This is a genomic window from Mycobacterium sp., from assembly GCF_049585075.1.
GTDB lineage: Bacteria > Actinomycetota > Actinomycetes > Mycobacteriales > Mycobacteriaceae > Mycobacterium.
On record NZ_JBAUZA010000015.1, the window covers coordinates 1 to 17,268 of the forward strand.

Here is a 17,268-nt window from a genome sequence, read left to right on the forward strand (position 1 = left end):
GAATACAGTGGAGTAGGGACTCTATCCGAGGCGAGGACAACTTGCAGGTCAAGGCCTTGGGTGCTCGGCGTGACCATATGCAGTCTGCCATTTGCGCCAAGTCGGGATCGACGCCACAGCGCCATGATGGATCGCGCCAAGAAAACTCCAAGAGATCTGCTTCAAACTTTCGCCACCTCCAAATAAGAAAGCGTGTGCATGAACAAAGCGGTGAAGAAGATGAAGAAAGTGCGTAGCTTAATGTCCATTGTGCTGTGGACCATCGCGGGCATGGCGGGCGGGGACCCCGCCCAGATGCTTGGCGGTCAACTTCCCCAAGGGACGCGGGAAGGGAACGATGAAGAAATTACAGGTCGGCGCGGTGGTGAGTTCCGCGGTTCTCCTTGCAGTACCGGCGCACGCCAATTCCTCTGCTGAGAAAGAAGAGAAGCCATGAAGAAACTACTGACCTCGATACCTGCGGTGTTGGCGGCTGGCCTTATCTGCGCCGCTTCTCCACCGGCGCATGCCGACCCCAACAACCCCTACGGCCACAACGGGCCGTGTAACTCGCGTGATGTCCACGTCTCAAAAATCGACCCGCAAACCGGCAACGCCATCGAGGTCTGGGGTCCGCCCGGCTGTGACCCGAGCCTGCCGATGACCGGCGATAACTAATGGCAAGGAAAGCCATGAGGAATTTTCCGATTGGAGTGATGGCCGCATTCGTGGCCATCACCTTGTCCCCGCAGGCTTACGCCGATAGTCAGAACGACCAGATGTTCATTTCCTTCCTGGATGGGCATGACATTTCGGCCAGGATTCCCGACATGAATAACGCCGTCCAGTCGGGTTATCTGGCCTGCCGCGAACTGGCGGCAGGTAAGCCCGAGATAGACGTCGAGCTGGATGTTTCGGGGGCAAACCCTCCTGGCCTCAGCCGCGCTGACTCAAGCTGGGTGATCGCAGCCGCCAAGAAGGCGTTCTGCCCAGGATTGTGACCACGACGTGAAAGCAGAACGCTCATGAAGAAATTACTGATCACGGTGGCGATAGCCGCCATGACTCCGCTTGGGCTCGCCTCGGCGGCGAACGTGACCGGGTTCAAGACCGCCCCATGCGTCGCCGGATCCAGCGTCACATGCAATGCCTGTCTGCTGGGCTCCCAGGAGGCATGTGCAGCGTTGGGTGCACCGCCGCCGATACCAGCACCGCCGCCCAGTCTCTTCCCATGCGGCGGGTCTGGACTGCCACCCGGACCGGGCGTCCCGACGCCCGGATCCCCCTGCCGCCGATGACTCCTAGAGCACCTGTCGCTTTCAGCCGTATTTAGCCGTTTTGCGGTGCGGATCCAGGCGTTTGAGCTGAATCGCGAGCAAGATAACCAATACAACTGCCTGTACTGCGCACGCGCTCGCAGCAATCACCCAGCTGCTGACCTTGTAGTCCCACAGCGGGTCCGTATCCCCAGCGAAGGTGCGGCGCAGGTCGTTCAGGTCGACTGTGGAAGCGCCCATCGCGTACGCCCACCGCGACGGCGAGAGCCACGCCAGATACTCCAGCGGCACCCTGCCCCTCACACCGAACATCCCGCCGCAGAGCACGAGTTCGGCCATCACTACGAGCACCAAAAGCGGCATGCCGCGATCGGCGTTGCCGATCGTCGCAGAAATCAACAGCCCAATGATCATCGAGACCACGGTGACGCCGATGACCGCCACCGCCACTTCGACTCGGGGCCAAGGGATCAGCACCGACTGGTCGGGAGGAGGCAGCAGCACGCCGCCAAGCAAACCGAAGATCAGCCCTTGCAGGCTGGTTATCACGGTTAATACCAGCACCTTGGAGAACAGATAGGCCGCACGCGAGAGGCCGATGCCGTGTTCGCGTTGATAGATCGCCCGTTCCTTCACAATTTCGCGGATTGAGGAGGCGCAGCCCATCAGTGCGCCGCCGATGATCAGCAGCACCAGCAATTGAGAAGGTTGTGAAGTCGTCTGTGCGATGGCCTTGCTGATCGACAGCCCAGCCTTTCCCGGTACCGCATGGGCGAACAAGCTCAGCGCCAGCGGTAAAGCCAATAAGGTCACCGTGTATTGGCGGTCGGCGCCGATAACCGCGAGGTATCGCTTACTCAGGGTGACAAACTGGGCTAACGCGCTCTGCTGCCTGACGGGCTTCGCCGGGGCCGCGGGCGGTGCCAGTTGCTGGGCCCGGCGTGGGCCGCTGAGTGCCTCGTGAAGGGGCGAGGCGACGAAACGGTCGGTCCAGTCGGTCGTCGTGTCGTGCTCGAGAAGGTTGAACAGGTCGGCGAAGTCGCTGCACTCGAAATAAGTCAGGGCCTGTTGGGGCGGACCGAAATAGGCCAGCCGGCCGCCTGGTGCCAAGATGAGCAGGCGGTCGCACAGGTTCAGCTGGGCGGTGCTGTGGGTGACCACCACAACGGATCGGCCCTCGTTAGCGAGGCCGCGCAAGGTCTGCATGACGGACTTCTCGTACCCCGGGTCAAGGCCTGACGTTGGCTCATCCAAAAACAGCAATGACGGTTTGGTTAGCAATTCCAGCGCGACACTGGTGCGTTTGCGCTGTCCCCCGGACAGGCTGTCAATCCGTTGGCCAGCGTTCTCTGCCAGCCCGAGCTCGCCCAGGACCTCCTCAATGCGTTGGTTGCGCTCCTCGGCGGAAACGTCCTGCGGGAATCGCAGCCGCGCTGCGTAACTCAGTGCCGGGCGGACCGTCAGCGGAGTGTGCAGGATGTTGTCCTGGGGCACGAAGCCGATCCGGTGCCGGAGCTCGGCGTAATTTTCATAGAGATCGCGTCCGTCGTATTGCACCGAGCCGCTACCGGCCGGCCGGAATCCGGTCAGCGCCCCCAGCAGCGTGGATTTCCCTGCGCCACTTGGCCCCACCACCGCCAAAAAGCAGCGTTCCGGTAAGGCGAAGCTGATGTCGGCCAACAACACCTTGCCGTTGTTGGTCACCACCCGCAGATCCGTTGCCTCGTAGGACACGTCGCCGGTATCGATATGTTCGACCAGCTTGTCGCCGACAAGATGCAGCAGGTGGTGCCCGATACCGACGACATCATCGGGGCCGATAACGGCGCTGGTGATCCGGTTGCCGTTGACGTAGGTTCCGTTGGCGCTATTGCTATCGGCGAGCTCCCACCGGTTATCCGAGCGACGCAAGACTGCGTGGCGGCGAGAAACCAACAAGTCATTGAGGACCACGTTGTTCTCAGGCGCGCGCCCGATCGTTATCACCAGCTGGTCGATCGTGTGTATCGCAGTCGGCGCGCGGGCGATCGTGGTGCCGCCACGCGGCCGTCGGGCCCGGGTTGGAGCTGCGGACGGCGGTGGCGGGGGCACCTGGGGATGCGACGGTGGCGGCTCGGAATGAGATATGTGCGGGCGTGGCGGCCCGCCTGGCGAATTCGGTTGGCCTACTGGGCTTATCGGGCGTATATGCAGCACTTCGCCCGAGGATGCCGAACCTAGCAGCACCGTGACGGGCCGGCTTATTATCGTGACACTGTCTACCCGCCGGCCATCCACAAACATTCCATTGCTGCTGTGGTTTGCCAGGACCCAGCCCGCCGGCGTTGCCTGCAGGACCGCGTGCTGCCGGGAAACCCTCGGATTCTCTAGGCGGACGTCAGCTTCATTGGCGCGGCCGATGGTCCACGTACGACCGGCGCCGGCTTGCCAAGTTCGTCCACCGGCGCGAAGTTCCAGACGTGGCGGATCGCTGGTGACAATTTCGGTCCTGTCGTCCACGCGTAGCCTCCGCTGCGTTTACCAAACCAGAGACCCAAGAATGGGAAGTCCACCACTTGTATAGCTGATCCAGGTTGGGCGCTTGCTGCAATCCGCCGAACATCGTCGTTTGCCGACTTGTCCATCACTCCTGGATTCCCGGCGCAGGAAATTAGTTGCAGGCCCAGTTCTCGATCCAGCCGCCGCCGATCTTGTTCCGGGCTTCCTGCATCGCGACAGCGAGATTGTTGCCATATCCGCCCCCACGAACAAAACCATTCGCGGCCACGGCGCCACAGGCCGTAAAAGTAACCAACACCTGGCAGTCGGAGTAGCCGCATGAGTTGAGCGCCGCTTGCTGCGCCGCACCCGCGGTGGGGTAGTTCTGGGAACGCCCCCACCAGCCGGAGAGTGCGAACGCGATTGCGCCGTATCGACCGTCCGCGCCTGCTGGGGGGACTGGCGCGACGATTGCCGCAACGGCTGTAGTCACCGCCGCGAAGGCCACCGCGAAGCGCCGCCGATGGGTGTTGATCGTCATTAGTGACTCCTTTCCGAACCCATGGCTACTGCGTTGGTGGCTTGGTGGCCGTAACCTGCTTGCCCCAGTCGGACATCGTCAGGATCACCGAGGTGTTGCCGGTGGGATTGATCTGGATCTTGACCAGATGAGAAGATCCGTCCGAAGCGATCCACACGGTGGTCGGTACCGTCTTGACGTCTTTGGCGGACAACTTGTATCCGGCCAGCGTGGCAATGTCGTCTGCGGAGGAGTTACCGGTGATCTTGGTGGTTGCGATGCCGTTCACCTGCTCTGTGCCCGCCACGGACCCGCCCTGCAGCTTCGATACCACGTTCGCTAACCCCTTATTGGGATCAAGCAGAACTGACACGTTGTAAATCGATTTGCCGTCACCGAAATCGGTGTAAGAACCAGGGTTTCCAAGATCGGAATAGAGGTGGCCGTCGACAAAGACGAATTTCGCGTCTTGGGTGGTTTGGCCGACGCGAAGGGTCGCAGTGCCCGTAGCGGCCGTCTTCGGCGTAGTCGAGATGTCGCCGTCGAGCTTGGTCACCAAGAGGTTGGGCACGTCGCCCTGGACCGCAAGGCTCACATGCATGCCAGTGACCTTGCGCAGGGCATCCGCCGCCGACTTGAGTAGAGTTGCCGCATCTTTGTTCGCGGCCGATGTCGAGGCGCCGGAGGAGGCGACCGAGTTCGAACTGCGCGAGCCGCAGCCCCCAATAGCGAATATCACGGCGAATGCGACGGCGGCGGCGGCAATTACGGTACGAGACGAAGCCTTCATCGAGATCTCCTTTGCGTGCCCACAGCTTAGCTACCAGATCCCCATAACAGGGACAGTATTCACAGCAATCGTCTCGCTTTAATGCAATGGAAGTTGCGGGGCCGCCCTGCTGCATTGCTGAACGCCGAATTTCTGCTCGGCCATTCCGGATTGTCGTACCTGCCATCCCGATTACCGCCCACAGCGGGAATCCGCGCGTGCCCACCGGAGCCAACCTGCGGTCAGCGCTGAGGTACTTTCGCGGCGATTTGGTGGGCGATGTTGACGGCGGCGCCCGGCGGACCTATGCATGTGGTGACGTCTACAACGACATTGTTGGCCGCCGTCAGCGCCCGCTCGCAGACCGCGACGCTGTTAGCGGGTGTGACAGTGGCTGTCAGAACTCCGTCTGTGTTGGAAACCGGGCCCACGGTTTGCACTTGCGAATTGCCATTAGCGGCAATGGTGAATTGGCGATTGGAGCACGCCTGCCAGCTTTGTGTGGAGGCTGTGAAGAATGAGCTCGCATCCTGTGGGGCGGGAAATAACACGACGGCCTGATCCACAGTATTCTGTTGGGGATTCGAGAGCACCTGCGCTTGCACAGCGTTATACCTACTGCCCGCATAAGCTTTGGCTTGCACCGCGGCCGACAGGGGTAGGCACGCCTGGTCCAAGACCCAAGAGCTGTTGTCGGGCATCGCGGTCATGGTGCCAGCGGAACTCATTCCGGAGGTGCCCATCGCATCGTTGATTTGGTTGGCTCTGAGCAGTAGCCCATTCAGCGCGTTTGGAGGGGACGGGGGCGATTGGGGTGCGCTAGAAGGCGAATTCGAAGGTGGTACGGCTTGGGCCGTTGGGGTTTGGGCCGTTGGGGTTTGCGATGGGCGCCGGTCCTTCAGAAGGAGGTAGCCGGTGATGCCGGAGGCTAGCACCACAACGGTCGCGACGATCGCCACGATCAAGCCGACCCGGGGGCGGGATCGCGGCGTCGGGATCGGCTCAACAGGCCGACCGGATCGAGGATCGGTCGCTGGGTAGGCAAGCGGTTCAGCACTTCGTCCGGTAGCTGCCGGGGCCCCAGGGCTGACCGGAGGTTGTGGTTGCCGGTACTTCGTGACGGCTGCGGGCGGGACAGGCCTTGACGCCTGCTCGGTGGCTCGCCGCGTAGCAGCCGGTGTGGGTCGGGCAATGGGGTCGGTAATTGCGTCGCGAGCGGCGTCGGCTAGTTCGATTGTGGTGGCGTAGCGTTGGTTTGGGTCTTTAGCCATGCCGGTCGCGATGACATCGTCGACCCTCGATGGCACATTCGGGTGGGTGGTCGAGGGTCGAGGTGGTGGGGTTCCGAGGTGTGCTGTAACCAGATGCGCCATTGAGTCACCAGGGAAAGGCGGCTGTCCGGTCAAAGCCTCATACAACACACAGGCCAATGAGTAGATGTCCGCGCGGGAATCCTCTTCTGCTCGGGCATCCAGACGCTCAGGTGCGATGTATTGGAAGGTACCGATCGTGTTGCCGGACTTGGTCATTCGTGTTTCTTCGACGGCGCGGGCAATTCCGAAATCAATCAGATATGCGAAGTCGTCATCATCGAGGAGGATGTTGGAGGGCTTAATGTCGCGGTGGATCAGGCCGACCTTGTGGGCGGCATGCAGGGCTCTGGCGACTTGTTCGATGATGCCTACTGCCCGCACGGGTTCGAGCGGCCCGTCGGCGAGTACGGTTTGGAGGTCACGGCCCTCGATGAGGCGCATGTCGACGTAGAGCTGGTCGTCGATTTCGCCATAGTGGTGAATGGGTATGACGTGGGGGTTGTTCAACCGAGCTGCGGCGTGGGCCTCTCGGCGGAATCGGCGTTGAAATTCCTCGTCGGCAGAAAAATGCGCAGGCAGCAGCTTAATGGCAACAATTCGGTCGGTCTCGGTGTCGTGGGCTCGCCACACCTCACCCATACCGCCGCGGCCCAGCAACTCCACCAGGCGGTACCGCCCGAATGGGGTGCCCTCCATATCAGCCTCCCGGCAGCTGCGGTCCACCACACAATAAATCGGGCGACAGGTTTGTACTCAGGAAACGCTATACCCGTATGCGATGGTCAAAGGACTTATGCTCGCGTCATCGCGTAGTAGGCGCCACGTCGCGCTATTAGTTCGCTGTGGTTGCCTTGCTCGATGAACCGGCCGGCCTCCATCACCAGGATGTGGTCCGCACTTCGGATTGTCGAAAGGCGGTGGGCAATAATGAAAGTCGTTCGGTCGCGGCGAAGCTTGCGGGTAGCGCGCGCAATCAGTGCATCTGTTCGGCTATCCACCGAACTGGTTGCCTCGTCAAGGATCAACAGCTGCGGGCGGGCGATAAACGCGCGCGCGATGGTGATCAGCTGTTTCTCTCCGGCGCTGATGTTGCCGCCGTCATCGCCCACCTGGGTGCGGTATCGGTCCGGCAGCGTGTGGACGAACCGGTCGACATGCGCCAACTGCGCGGCCTGGACCACCTCTTCTTCGCTGGCTTCGGGGCGCCCGTAGGCGATGTTCTCTGTGATCGTTCCGCTGAAGAGCCAAGGGTCTTGAAGCACCATGCCGATGCGGGATCGCAACCAGTGTCGGCTCATCGAAGCGATGTCGGTGCCGTCGATCAGGATCTGGCCGGAGTCGATCTCGTAGAAGCGCATGAGCAGGTTCACCAGGGTGGTTTTGCCGGCACCGGTCTGCCCGACGATCGCGACGGTACTGCCCGGTTCGGCCACCAGTGACAGATCGTCGATCACCGGAGTGCCTGGCCGGTAGGCGAAGTTCACGTGACGGAACTCAACTCGTCCGCGTGCAACCGCGGAAGCAACTTGGAGTTCGGCCGTTTCACGGCCCGCATCCTCTCCGTTGGAGACCCTGCCATCAACCGACGGTGACTCCGCGTCACGGTCCGGCGGCTCCTCAGGTTCGTCGAGCAGGCTGAACACCCGTTCGGCGCTGGCTAGTCCAGACTGGAGCACGTTATACATGGCTGCAGTCTGCATTAACGGCGAATTGAACTGCCGCACGTACTGAATGAAGGCCTGGATACTGCCGACCGTGATTTGACCGGTCGCCACCTGAAGGCCACCGACGACGGCCACCACTACGTAGCTGAGGTTGCCGATGAACATCGTTGCCGGTGCCACCAGACCGGAAATGTACTGTGCGCTAAAAGTGCTGCGGTAAAGATCGTCGCTGAGCTCGCAAAACCGCTGATGAGCGCTGGGCCCGTGACCGAATGTCTTGACCACTGTGAAGCCGCTGTAGGTTTCTTCGATGTGGGCATTTAGCCGCCCGGTCGTGGCCCATTGGGCGGCGAAAAGCTGTTGCGAGCGTCGAGCGATCGCACGAGTCGCCACCAAGACCAGCGGCACCATCAGCAGCGCGATTACCGTCAAGAGCGGCGAGATCACCACCATCATCACCATGACCATTGCCACTGTCAGCGCCGAGTTGAGTAACTGGGCGATCGTCATTGACAGGGAAGTGTGGACATTGTCGATGTCGTTGGTGACCCGGCTCAGCACCTCACCGCGTTGACGGCCGTCGAAGTAGGCCAGGGGCAGCCGGAGGACCTTGTCCTCGGCCTCGGCGCGCAATGCCACTATGGTTCGCTGCACCGTAACGTTGGCCAGCCTTCTTTGCGCCCAGACCAACAGTGCCGCAAACAAATACAGGCCCAGCGCCAGGGCCAACATGCGGGCGACCGCGTCGAAGTCCACGCCACGGCCGGGAATGACATTCATCGCCGAAAGCAGGTCGGCGTAACTGTTGTCACCGCGGGCGCGGGCGGCGGCGATGGCCTGGTCTTTGGTGATGCCGCTGGGCAGTCGGCGTCCGATCACGCCGTTGAAGAGCAAGTCGGTGGCATGGCCGAGGATGCGCGGCACGGTCACACCTATCGCGGTGCCGCTTATGCCCAGGATGATCACCGCTGCGCCAAGCCCGCGTTGCAGTTTCAGCCGTTTGATCAGGCGGGACAATGAACGGCTGAAGTCGCGAGACTTTTCTGCGGGGCTGTCGGCAGCGCCGCGAATCGGTGGGTTCGTCGCCGCGGTCATGGTCAGCCCGTTGCCTCGATGCTCAGCGACTGTGAATCGGCTAACTCGAAGTAAGTCGGGCAATTGGCCAGCAGGTATTCGTGGGTCCCGGTACCGACCATTCGCCCCTTATCGAGGACGATGATTTGGTCGGCGCGGGAAACCGTTGATATCCGTTGTGCGACCATGACTTTGGTTGCGCTGTGCGACACCTCGCGCAGTGCTGCGCGTACTTTGGCGTCGGTGTGTGGGTCGAGCGCGGAAAACGCGTCGTCGAAAAGGTAGATCCTCGGCCGGCGGATCACCGCCCGGGCGATCGCCAGGCGTTGCCGTTGTCCGCCAGAGAAGTTAATGCCGCCCTGCGCCACAGGCATCTGCAGTCCGTCTGGGTGGGACCGTACGAACTCGTCGGCGTCGGCTACCCGCAGCGCTTCCCATAGCTCCTCATCGGTGGCGTCGGACTTGCCGTAGCGCAGATTGTCTGCGACGGTCCCCGAAAAGAGGTAGCCGCGTTGGGGCACCAACCCGATGTGCGACCAGAGACGTTCCGTTTCGTAGTTGCGCACGTCGACCCCGTCGACAAATACAGTGCCATCTGTCGCGTCGCAGAGCCGACAGATCAACGACAGCAATGTCGACTTGCCCGAACCGGTGCCGCCGACGATAGCCGTCGTGGTTTCTGGCAGCGCAGTCAGTGAAATGTGCTGCAGCACAGGCTGGTCCGCGTTGGGGTAACGGAAGGTCGTCCGGTGTAGCCGGATGACGCCATCGATACCCGCGGGAGAAGCCACCGGATGCTCGGGATTCCGCAACACCGGCTTGGTGAACAACACTTCCGCGATTCGTTCTGCGCATACGGCGGCCCGGGGAAACACGATCAGCGCCGTCGACGCCAACAACACGGCCATCAGGATCTGCGTGAAGTAGGACAGGAACGCTACCAAGGAACCGACCTGCAGGTGGCCGCCGTCCATCCGCCGACCACCGAACCAGATCACCGCGACATCGGAGCAGTTGATGATCAAGGTGGTCGCCGGCAACATCAGCGCTTGCCAATTGTCAGCGGTGAGGGCGGTGCTCGACAACGCGAGATTGGCTTTGCTGAACCTGTCACGCTCAAATGACTCCCGCGAGAACGCCCGAACTACGCGGACGCCGCTCAGTTGGTCGCGCATGACGCGGTTGATGTTGTCGATTAGCCCTTGCATGCTGTGCAGGATGGGCAGCAGGCGCAAAACGATCGCATAGTTGATGACGCCTAACAGCGGAACGCTGACAAGCAGCAGCCAGGACAGGCCGAGGTCTTGGTGGATGGCCATGAAAATTCCCACGACGCACATGAGCGGCGCGGTGATCAGCACCGTAGACGCCATTTGCACCAGCAATTGGATCTGCCGGACGTCGTTGGTGGTGCGGGTCAGCAGCGATGGCGTACCGAACCGGCTGGTTTCGTTCGGGGAGAAGGTGAGTAGGTGCCGAAAAACCGCGCGGCTAACGTCACGTCCGAATCCTGTCCCGGTGCGCGAGCCGAAGTAGACAGCTCCGATTGCGCACAACACTTGCAGGCCCGTGAACGCGAGCATCACCCCGCCAAGCCGGACGATGGTGAAGGTATCGCCCTTGGCGACGCCTTCGTCAATGATTGCGGCGTTGACGGTGGGGAGGCACAGGGAGGCCAGAGTGCCGAGCAGCTGCAGCACCATCACCGCCGCGACCAGCCACCGGTACGGCCGGAGATACTGGCGCAGCAGTGCCAGGAGCATCTGGTCACTGTCGCATACAACATCGCGCCGGGCGGCCGGTGTGCAAGCTGTGACCAGGCAAAGACGCGACGTAGCGGTAGCGGTTCTAGATGCCCCGGAGGTGGTCGCTGCAGGCGGCAACTTCAGCCCCGGGGTAGGGGGTTGCTCGCAATTCCATGACGCGTTTCCGACGATTGGAGTAAGAAGCCACCTTAATTTTTACTGAGAATATTCGAGCTATTGCTAATGGGACTCTCAGGTGGGAAGCTGAGCCATGGCAAGTCAGCGACATCGCATGGAGCAGATCCGTCGGTCGCGCAACGGCAAGCCTCGGCGCGGCGGACGTGCGGTCGGTTTCGGTATCACTGCCGGGGCATTTTTGGCGCTGGGGCTCACTCCGTTGGCCACCGCGCCAAGCGCGCACGCCGATGTCGAGGACATCTTCCAGCCCGTCATCGACGCCATCGCCCAAGCCATCAACGTGGTAGATCCGAGTCTCGCGAGTTCTCTTGATCCGGGCCTTGACGTTGGCAGTATTGCTGCAGCACTGCCAGCTGCCGCAGTAGAGAACGCAACCATTCCACTGACGATGGTTAATACCGACCCGGAGGTAGACATCTCGATAGCCGGCGGACCGGACATACCCGTGGTGGCCGACACTGGATCTGTTGGGCTGATGGTGCCGTGGAACGACGTCGGACTACCGAACCTCTTCACCCTCTTCTCCAACTTGTCCCACTTAACTTTCGAAACCACCGGCTACGGCGCCAGCCCAGCCGGTCCAAACATAGATATTCTCTACGTCCAAGATCCAGACACCACCGTGAGTTTCGGGAACGGCATAGTCACCAACCCGACGACCGTTGACCTAGCACTGTTCGCATATCCTGCATCTAATAGCGACCTTTTTAATTTGTACGATTATTCTCTCCCGGGCTATTTGCATAGCGTCAATGCAGACGGCTTTTTGGGTCTTGGCGCGGAGCCTACGCTGGTGGGCCCGCCCGGCAACAGCGTGATCACAGCGTTACCCGGCGACCTCAGCGAAGGGGTGCTCATCAACGAGACCGGAGGTTACCTAGAGTTCGGTCCCAACCCGCTATCCGTCTACACCTCGCTTCTCGGTGCACCGCTCACCGAAGCGCTGAAGGTGTCGGTCGGCGGTGGGGGCTATGCGACGGTCGACGTCGCGTCCTTCGACTCCGGTGGTACGGACGGGACCATCCCGGCGGACATACTCGTCGGCAATCCCGCGGTGGGCCAACCGTTGTCGTCGGGGACAGAAATTTCCGTCTACACGAGCAACGGTGACTTTCTTTACTCGTACGTGACGAGCGCGGCGCACAGCCCAACAATCTCGTCGGATCCCACAATGAATACCGGGTGGGCACCCTTCCAGGCGTATCCGGTGTACATCAGCTACAGCCCCACTAATCTCGGCACAATCGTCTTCGATTACTGACGTACCGTCTATTAGCCGCAATCCACCGATTTCGACGGTACGCTGATCGGTCATTCGATGAAGGTTTGGCGTCGCAGGAGGAGACGTTTTTCTGATGAGAGTCACCCGCAGGCGCTGTTGGTAGAGACTCGTTCGCAGACATGGGATCACACGACCGAAAGGTTCGGCTCTCCCGGCGGACAACGCCGCTAATCACTGATGCGTCGGTGGCTGCAATAGCGCCAACACCTCCGTGGGCAAATGACGATTCGTCCGACGGCCCAGAGATGTACTCCCTTGGCGCGGTGGTGATTTCGCCACATGTCCGGGTCTCCGAGGTGGACGGCCTCACTTTGGTGATGGATTTGCCAACATCGGCATTTTATTTCCTTGATGAAGATGCGACGCACATGTGGCGTGAGCTGCGCAGTGCCAACGGTTCCGTCGTCTCGGCGAAAGAAGCTCTAGGCGGCGGAGATGAGTCGTCGCGGCGCTTGGCCGGCATGCTTGACGCCTTTGTCGCCACCTGTATGGCGCGCGGCTTCCTGGATGCGGACCATTTGGCACCGGCGCATGGTGTTGGGCCAACGCCTCGGCCGCGGAGACTACCTCGCAGGTCGCTGCTTACCGCACGGGCATGGCTGTGGATGCTGCGGATGGGATTCGCGTTGCGTAGGGAGGGTTTCGGGTCCGTGTACCAAACGCTAGGGCACAGCGTCGGCCAGGCGATCGCCAGCGCCACCTCCGTCGACGTGAAAATGGCGCGGCAGGCGTTTTTGCGAGCGGAGAACTTCTACGTGCGACGGCGCGCTCCGAATGACTGTCTGCCTAGGTCACTTTCGCTGTATGCGTATATGCGCGGCCTTGGCCTGCCTGTTGTCCATCGCATCGGTGCTCGTCGGTTTCCGGCGTTTCGGTGTCACGCGTGGGTCGAATATGACGGCGAGCCGATCTTGGATGAGCTTGCCGATGTCAATGACTACACCGTGATTGCGTCGATGTAACCGTGACCGCCGTCAGCAGCCGATTGCCGCCGGCGAATCAAGCGTTCGCCGGATCGGTCGACATGTCGACGCCGACGCCGCGACTTTCCGGCGGTGTCGATTTCGACGTTGCGGGATGCCGCGTGTGGTGGCGCGGCTTTTTGGCGAACCGCTGCGCGCTGCTTAATGAGTTGGGCCTTGGCGACGAGTCATCGTGCCCGACTGAGCGATTGGTCACTGAGGCGTATCGGCGCTGGGGTACGGACGTGCAGGCGCATCTTCTCGGCGAGTACGCCCTGGTCGTTTGGGATGAGGCAACGCAGTCGCTGGTCCTGACCCACGACGCGTTGGGCGTGCTACCGATCTACTACTTGGCGCAGGGACAAACGATTTATTTCGGCTCCCATTTGTCACTGCTGGCAAAGCTCTTACCTTGTCTTGATCTCGACGAAAGCTATATCGCCGAGTTCTTGTTGCGTGGCCAGTGCCTCAGCGAGCGCACCATCTATCGCGACATGAGGCGGCTCGGCGTTGGCCGCACATTGCGCTACCGGGCACCCAGCGGTAGCGAACTCCAGACCTGGTGGCTGGGCGACGTCCCTGAGCTTCGCTACCGCGATCCTCGCGACTACGACGAACATTTCCGTCAGCTTCTCCAGTCGGCGGTAAGCACAGCGGTCGACGGGCGGACCTGGTCGGAACTGTCCGGGGGCCTTGACTCGTCGAGCATCGCGTGCACGGCCCACCACCTCGGCGTCGAGGATTTGGCGACCATTTCGGTCATTTACCCGGCCTCTACGACATCGGACGAAACTTCCTGGATCCAGGCCGTCCAAGCCGAGAAGCGGCTTCCCGGACATCTGATCGACGGCGACAAACACAAACCATTTTCGGTTCTCCCCAACCGACTTATCGAGGAGCCGAGCCGGCTCCACATTACCTGGCCGGTGTTTTCCGAATATGAAACGCTTTGCCGCGCAAACGGAGTCGATGTGGTCCTTTCGGGCTTCGGCGGCGACCAAGTGCTATTCGGAGAAACCGATTACCCGATTCATGTCGCCGATCACGTCCGCCGTCTGCGGCTTATCTCCGCAGTTCGCCAAGTCGCACGATGGTCGCCGACCGCCGGCGGACGTTCCCTGACTCACCAAATGCTCACCACTGCTGCGATACCGGCGTGGAATTATCTGCGCGGGCACGCGATCCGCTATCAGTACGAGAGCGCCATTCCACAGCATTGCCCATGGGTGCGCCCAAGCCTGTTAGAGCAAACCGGAATTGGCGACGACGCGGTGGGCGCACCGACTCCACGCATGCCGACCGTCCGCGGCCAGGCCTATTACGAGCAGGTCTGGCGCATGGCGTGTGGCGCCGGCCAACGTTGGGGCCAAAACACCACTGCCTACCGGTGGCGATACCCACTGCTGTATCGGCCTTTGGTGGAATTCATGTACTCGTTGCCATGGCAGCAGCAGGTCAGTTCGGGGCAGGATCGGCTGATACAACGGCGGGCGCTGGCCGGGATCCTGCCCGAACAAATTCGCACTCGGCGCACCAAAAGCGGCCCCGCGCAGGCGATCTACGAAGGTCTCACGGCAAACCGCGACGTGTATCAATTGTTGACCGATCGACCGCTCATCGCGCAACGCGGCTACGTTGACCAGGCAGCCTGGCGCACTGCGATGGAGGCTGCGCAGTTCGGGGTCGTACGGTCTGCGGCGGCGTTTGAGGCAGCCGCGAGCCTGGAAATCTGGCTCCGCCAACGGGAGAACCAGCTATGACAAAAGCTGCGGCGGCCTAGCGTCAAAGCCCTGGGAATCGCCATACAGGCGCTTTTGCTAGAAACTGCCGAACACCTACGGTCCATCGAATTCCCCGCTAAAATTCGTTAGCCCACGGTGAACTTCCGCTTCAAAGGAGAGGCTGTCAGATGAAAATCACCCGCAAACTTCGCCCGGGCACCGATGTGCCAGAACAGCCCGATAATCACACCAGCTCGCCGTCCATCGTCCGCCTCGGCACGATCGCGGAGCTGGTAGAAGGAGGCGGCAGCGTTCACGCTGACGGTCACGAAATGTCCTTGTTTGGCTGGAACCGCTGAAAGTCCTCGTCCTCACCTAAATGCGGAGGCGCGAGCTTAAGGGCACCCCGCGACCGGTGTCGCCGTCCATTCGGCCGCGACCCCGCCATGCAACCTAAGTCGCCGTGATGGTCGCCGTGCCACAGTTGCCCTTCGAGCAGGCACATCCATTGGAGTTCGCGCCTAGGTTGCGCGAGCTGCAAGCCAAGGGCGTCGTCCACCGTGTTCGTACCCCGGCGGGCGATCCGGCGTGGCTGGTCACCGGCCACGCGGAAGTGCTGCGACTCTACGACGACAATCGGCTCGGCGTGGCTCCCCCGGAGCCGGACAAAGCGGCTCGCATGTACGCGTCCGACAGACCGATGCCGAACTTCGCTACCGAGCACGCAGACCATGCACGCAAGCGGGCCCTCCTGCAGCCGCACTTCACACCGAAGAACTTGCAAGCGATGCGCCCGAGGGTCGACGCCCTGACAACTCAGCTGCTCGACCACTTGGCCGCGAAGGGGTCGCCGGCGGATCTGCGCGCCGCAGTGGCGGTGCCGCTGCCAGCGTTGGTGATTTGCGAGCTGCTCGGCGTGCCGTGCGAGGACAGCGAGCGGTTTTGCGCGTGGATTACCGATGTCTCCGCCAGACAGGATCCGGCGCGCACCGAACACGGCCTGGGCCAGCTGTTCACTTACAGCCAGCAGCTGGTCGCGCGCAAGCGACGAGAGCCGGGCGACGATGTGATCTCCCGATTGTGTGCGACTGAAGGAGTTTCCGACGACGAGGCCGCCCGCCTTGCGACCGGACTGCTGTGGGCCGGACACGGTTCCCCGGCGCCACATATCGGACTCGGCGTGTTGTTGTTGTTGGCCAACCCGGAACAATGGCGCGCGCTTGCGCGCGACCCGACGCTCGCCTCGTGTGCGGTCGAAGAAACCCTTCGAGCGGCGCGCAGCAGCGTCATCTTTCCCCGCTATGCGCGAACTGACCTCGAAATCACCGGAGTCACCATCCAAGCCGGGGATCTCGTCTTGATGAGTATCGGTGCGGCCAACTACGACCCATCCGTATTTGCCGCCCCGGAGCGGGTCGATATCAGTCGCCGAGCTCTGGGCCACCTCACCTTCGGCCATGGCGGCCGGTACTGCATCGCCGCGCCACTTGCCCGAATTGAGCTGCATGCGGTGCTATCTCAACTAGCTTCCCGCTTCCCGGCGATGCAGCTGGCGGTCGGCGTGGAGGAGTTGACGCTGCGCACTCACGGTCCGTTCGGAGGACTCGTAGAACTTCCCGTGCAGTGGTGAGCGGCATCTCGGCAGAGCTGGTCGAAGTTGCTCGCCCGCAAGCCGATTTTGTCCAGAAGCGCCGGGTGCCTTCCGCCAACTTCAGGACGAGCAAAGATCAGATCGCGAAGCGCAAGTCAAGGCAAAGCTGCAGAACACCCTCACGAACCGTCACCTGGTGCGACACTCACCGCAGGGTAACGGCAAACCCGCCGCTACCGACGAAGGGCGGATCAAGATCGCCACCACGTCATCGAGCAACTCACCAGCGCGCTAAAGCCGCGCAGTTCGCGGGAGCGCTTTCCAAGAATCCACCAAGCCAGCCGCCGCAGCCTTCCCTACAAGCACGATGCGCGCTGCACCACCGACACCTAGAAGCGCAACTGGCCGCCCACGTGCCTGCAGCAACGAAAGGACCGACAAAATGCGGAAAGCGATTATGGCAGCAGCGGCCGCCGTCGCGGCCATTGGTGCCATCCCGCTGATTGTGGCCGCACCGGCCGGCGCGGTAGTGCCGTGCCCTCAAGGCGGGATGGCAGCTAATGCCGCCGACTGCGCCGGATTGTGTTCGCTGACTGGCCAGTGCGCGGGGGGTCCGCAGGCTCCACCGCCGCCAGCGCCGCCTGCGCCAGTACAGGCAGCACCGACACCACCGGCTGCGCCACCGCCCTCCGCCC

Annotated in this window: 14 protein-coding genes; 7 read left to right on the top strand and 7 right to left on the bottom strand. The window is 61.8% G+C overall.

Going from position 1 to position 17,268, the window contains the following annotated elements; genetic code table 11:
* The first annotated feature begins 198 nt into the window (after positions 1–198).
* The 3 genes from WB785_RS00780 to WB785_RS00790 are packed head-to-tail and all read left to right on the top strand — an operon-like array spanning position 199 to position 980.
* On the top strand, positions 199–417 hold the full coding sequence (locus tag WB785_RS00780; RefSeq protein ID WP_424076800.1) for a hypothetical protein: 219 nt from the start codon (positions 199–201) through the stop codon (positions 415–417).
* A 15-nt stretch (positions 418–432) separates the two neighbouring features.
* Positions 433–657 (top strand): hypothetical protein, encoded by a 225-nt coding sequence (locus WB785_RS00785; protein ID WP_424076801.1) that lies wholly within the window; start codon positions 433–435, stop codon positions 655–657.
* Positions 658–695: 38 nt separating this feature from the next.
* Positions 696–980 (top strand): DUF732 domain-containing protein, encoded by a 285-nt coding sequence (locus WB785_RS00790; protein ID WP_424076802.1) that lies wholly within the window; start codon positions 696–698, stop codon positions 978–980.
* Between the two features lie 318 nt (positions 981–1,298).
* Here WB785_RS00790 and WB785_RS00795 read toward each other — a convergent pair whose 3' ends face one another.
* The 6 genes from WB785_RS00795 to WB785_RS00820 all read right to left on the bottom strand — a co-directional run bounded on the left by WB785_RS00795 (position 1,299) and on the right by WB785_RS00820 (position 10,837).
* Positions 1,299–3,755: an FHA domain-containing protein gene (locus WB785_RS00795; RefSeq protein WP_424076803.1), complete on the bottom strand. Its 2,457-nt coding sequence runs from the start codon at positions 3,753–3,755 to the stop codon at positions 1,299–1,301.
* A 151-nt stretch (positions 3,756–3,906) separates the two neighbouring features.
* Positions 3,907–4,275 (bottom strand): DUF4189 domain-containing protein, encoded by a 369-nt coding sequence (locus WB785_RS00800; RefSeq protein ID WP_424076804.1) that lies wholly within the window; start codon positions 4,273–4,275, stop codon positions 3,907–3,909.
* A gap of 25 nt (positions 4,276–4,300) precedes the next feature.
* On the bottom strand, positions 4,301–5,044 hold the full coding sequence (locus tag WB785_RS00805) for an LppX_LprAFG lipoprotein (protein ID WP_424076805.1): 744 nt from the start codon (positions 5,042–5,044) through the stop codon (positions 4,301–4,303).
* A gap of 221 nt (positions 5,045–5,265) precedes the next feature.
* A complete protein-coding gene (locus WB785_RS00810; RefSeq protein ID WP_424076806.1) occupies positions 5,266–7,032 on the bottom strand; it encodes a protein kinase domain-containing protein in 1,767 nt (588 codons plus the stop codon).
* Between the two features lie 95 nt (positions 7,033–7,127).
* Entirely contained in the window at positions 7,128–9,095 is a 1,968-nt protein-coding gene (locus WB785_RS00815; protein ID WP_424076807.1) for an ABC transporter ATP-binding protein, read from the bottom strand.
* 2 nt (positions 9,096–9,097) lie between these two features.
* Positions 9,098–10,837 carry an ABC transporter ATP-binding protein gene (locus WB785_RS00820; protein ID WP_424076808.1) on the bottom strand — a complete coding sequence of 580 codons (1,740 nt, stop codon included), beginning with the start codon at positions 10,835–10,837 and terminating at the stop codon, positions 9,098–9,100.
* A 379-nt stretch (positions 10,838–11,216) separates the two neighbouring features.
* On the opposite strand from WB785_RS00820, the gene WB785_RS00825 reads away from it, so the two are divergent.
* The 3 genes from WB785_RS00825 to WB785_RS00835 all read left to right on the top strand — a co-directional run bounded on the left by WB785_RS00825 (position 11,217) and on the right by WB785_RS00835 (position 15,021).
* Positions 11,217–12,278 carry a PecA family PE domain-processing aspartic protease gene (locus WB785_RS00825; protein ID WP_424076809.1) on the top strand — a complete coding sequence of 354 codons (1,062 nt, stop codon included), beginning with the start codon at positions 11,217–11,219 and terminating at the stop codon, positions 12,276–12,278.
* Between the two features lie 206 nt (positions 12,279–12,484).
* On the top strand, positions 12,485–13,261 hold the full coding sequence (locus tag WB785_RS00830) for a lasso peptide biosynthesis B2 protein (protein ID WP_424076810.1): 777 nt from the start codon (positions 12,485–12,487) through the stop codon (positions 13,259–13,261).
* Between the two features lie 2 nt (positions 13,262–13,263).
* A complete protein-coding gene (locus WB785_RS00835) occupies positions 13,264–15,021 on the top strand; it encodes an asparagine synthase-related protein (RefSeq protein WP_424076811.1) in 1,758 nt (585 codons plus the stop codon).
* A 107-nt stretch (positions 15,022–15,128) separates the two neighbouring features.
* On the opposite strand, the gene WB785_RS00840 is transcribed toward WB785_RS00835, so the two are convergent.
* On the bottom strand, positions 15,129–15,311 hold the full coding sequence (locus WB785_RS00840; protein ID WP_424076812.1) for a hypothetical protein: 183 nt from the start codon (positions 15,309–15,311) through the stop codon (positions 15,129–15,131).
* Positions 15,312–15,448: 137 nt separating this feature from the next.
* On the opposite strand from WB785_RS00840, the gene WB785_RS00845 reads away from it, so the two are divergent.
* On the top strand, positions 15,449–16,612 hold the full coding sequence (locus WB785_RS00845) for a cytochrome P450 (protein ID WP_424076813.1): 1,164 nt from the start codon (positions 15,449–15,451) through the stop codon (positions 16,610–16,612).
* The last annotated feature ends 656 nt before the right edge of the window (positions 16,613–17,268 follow it).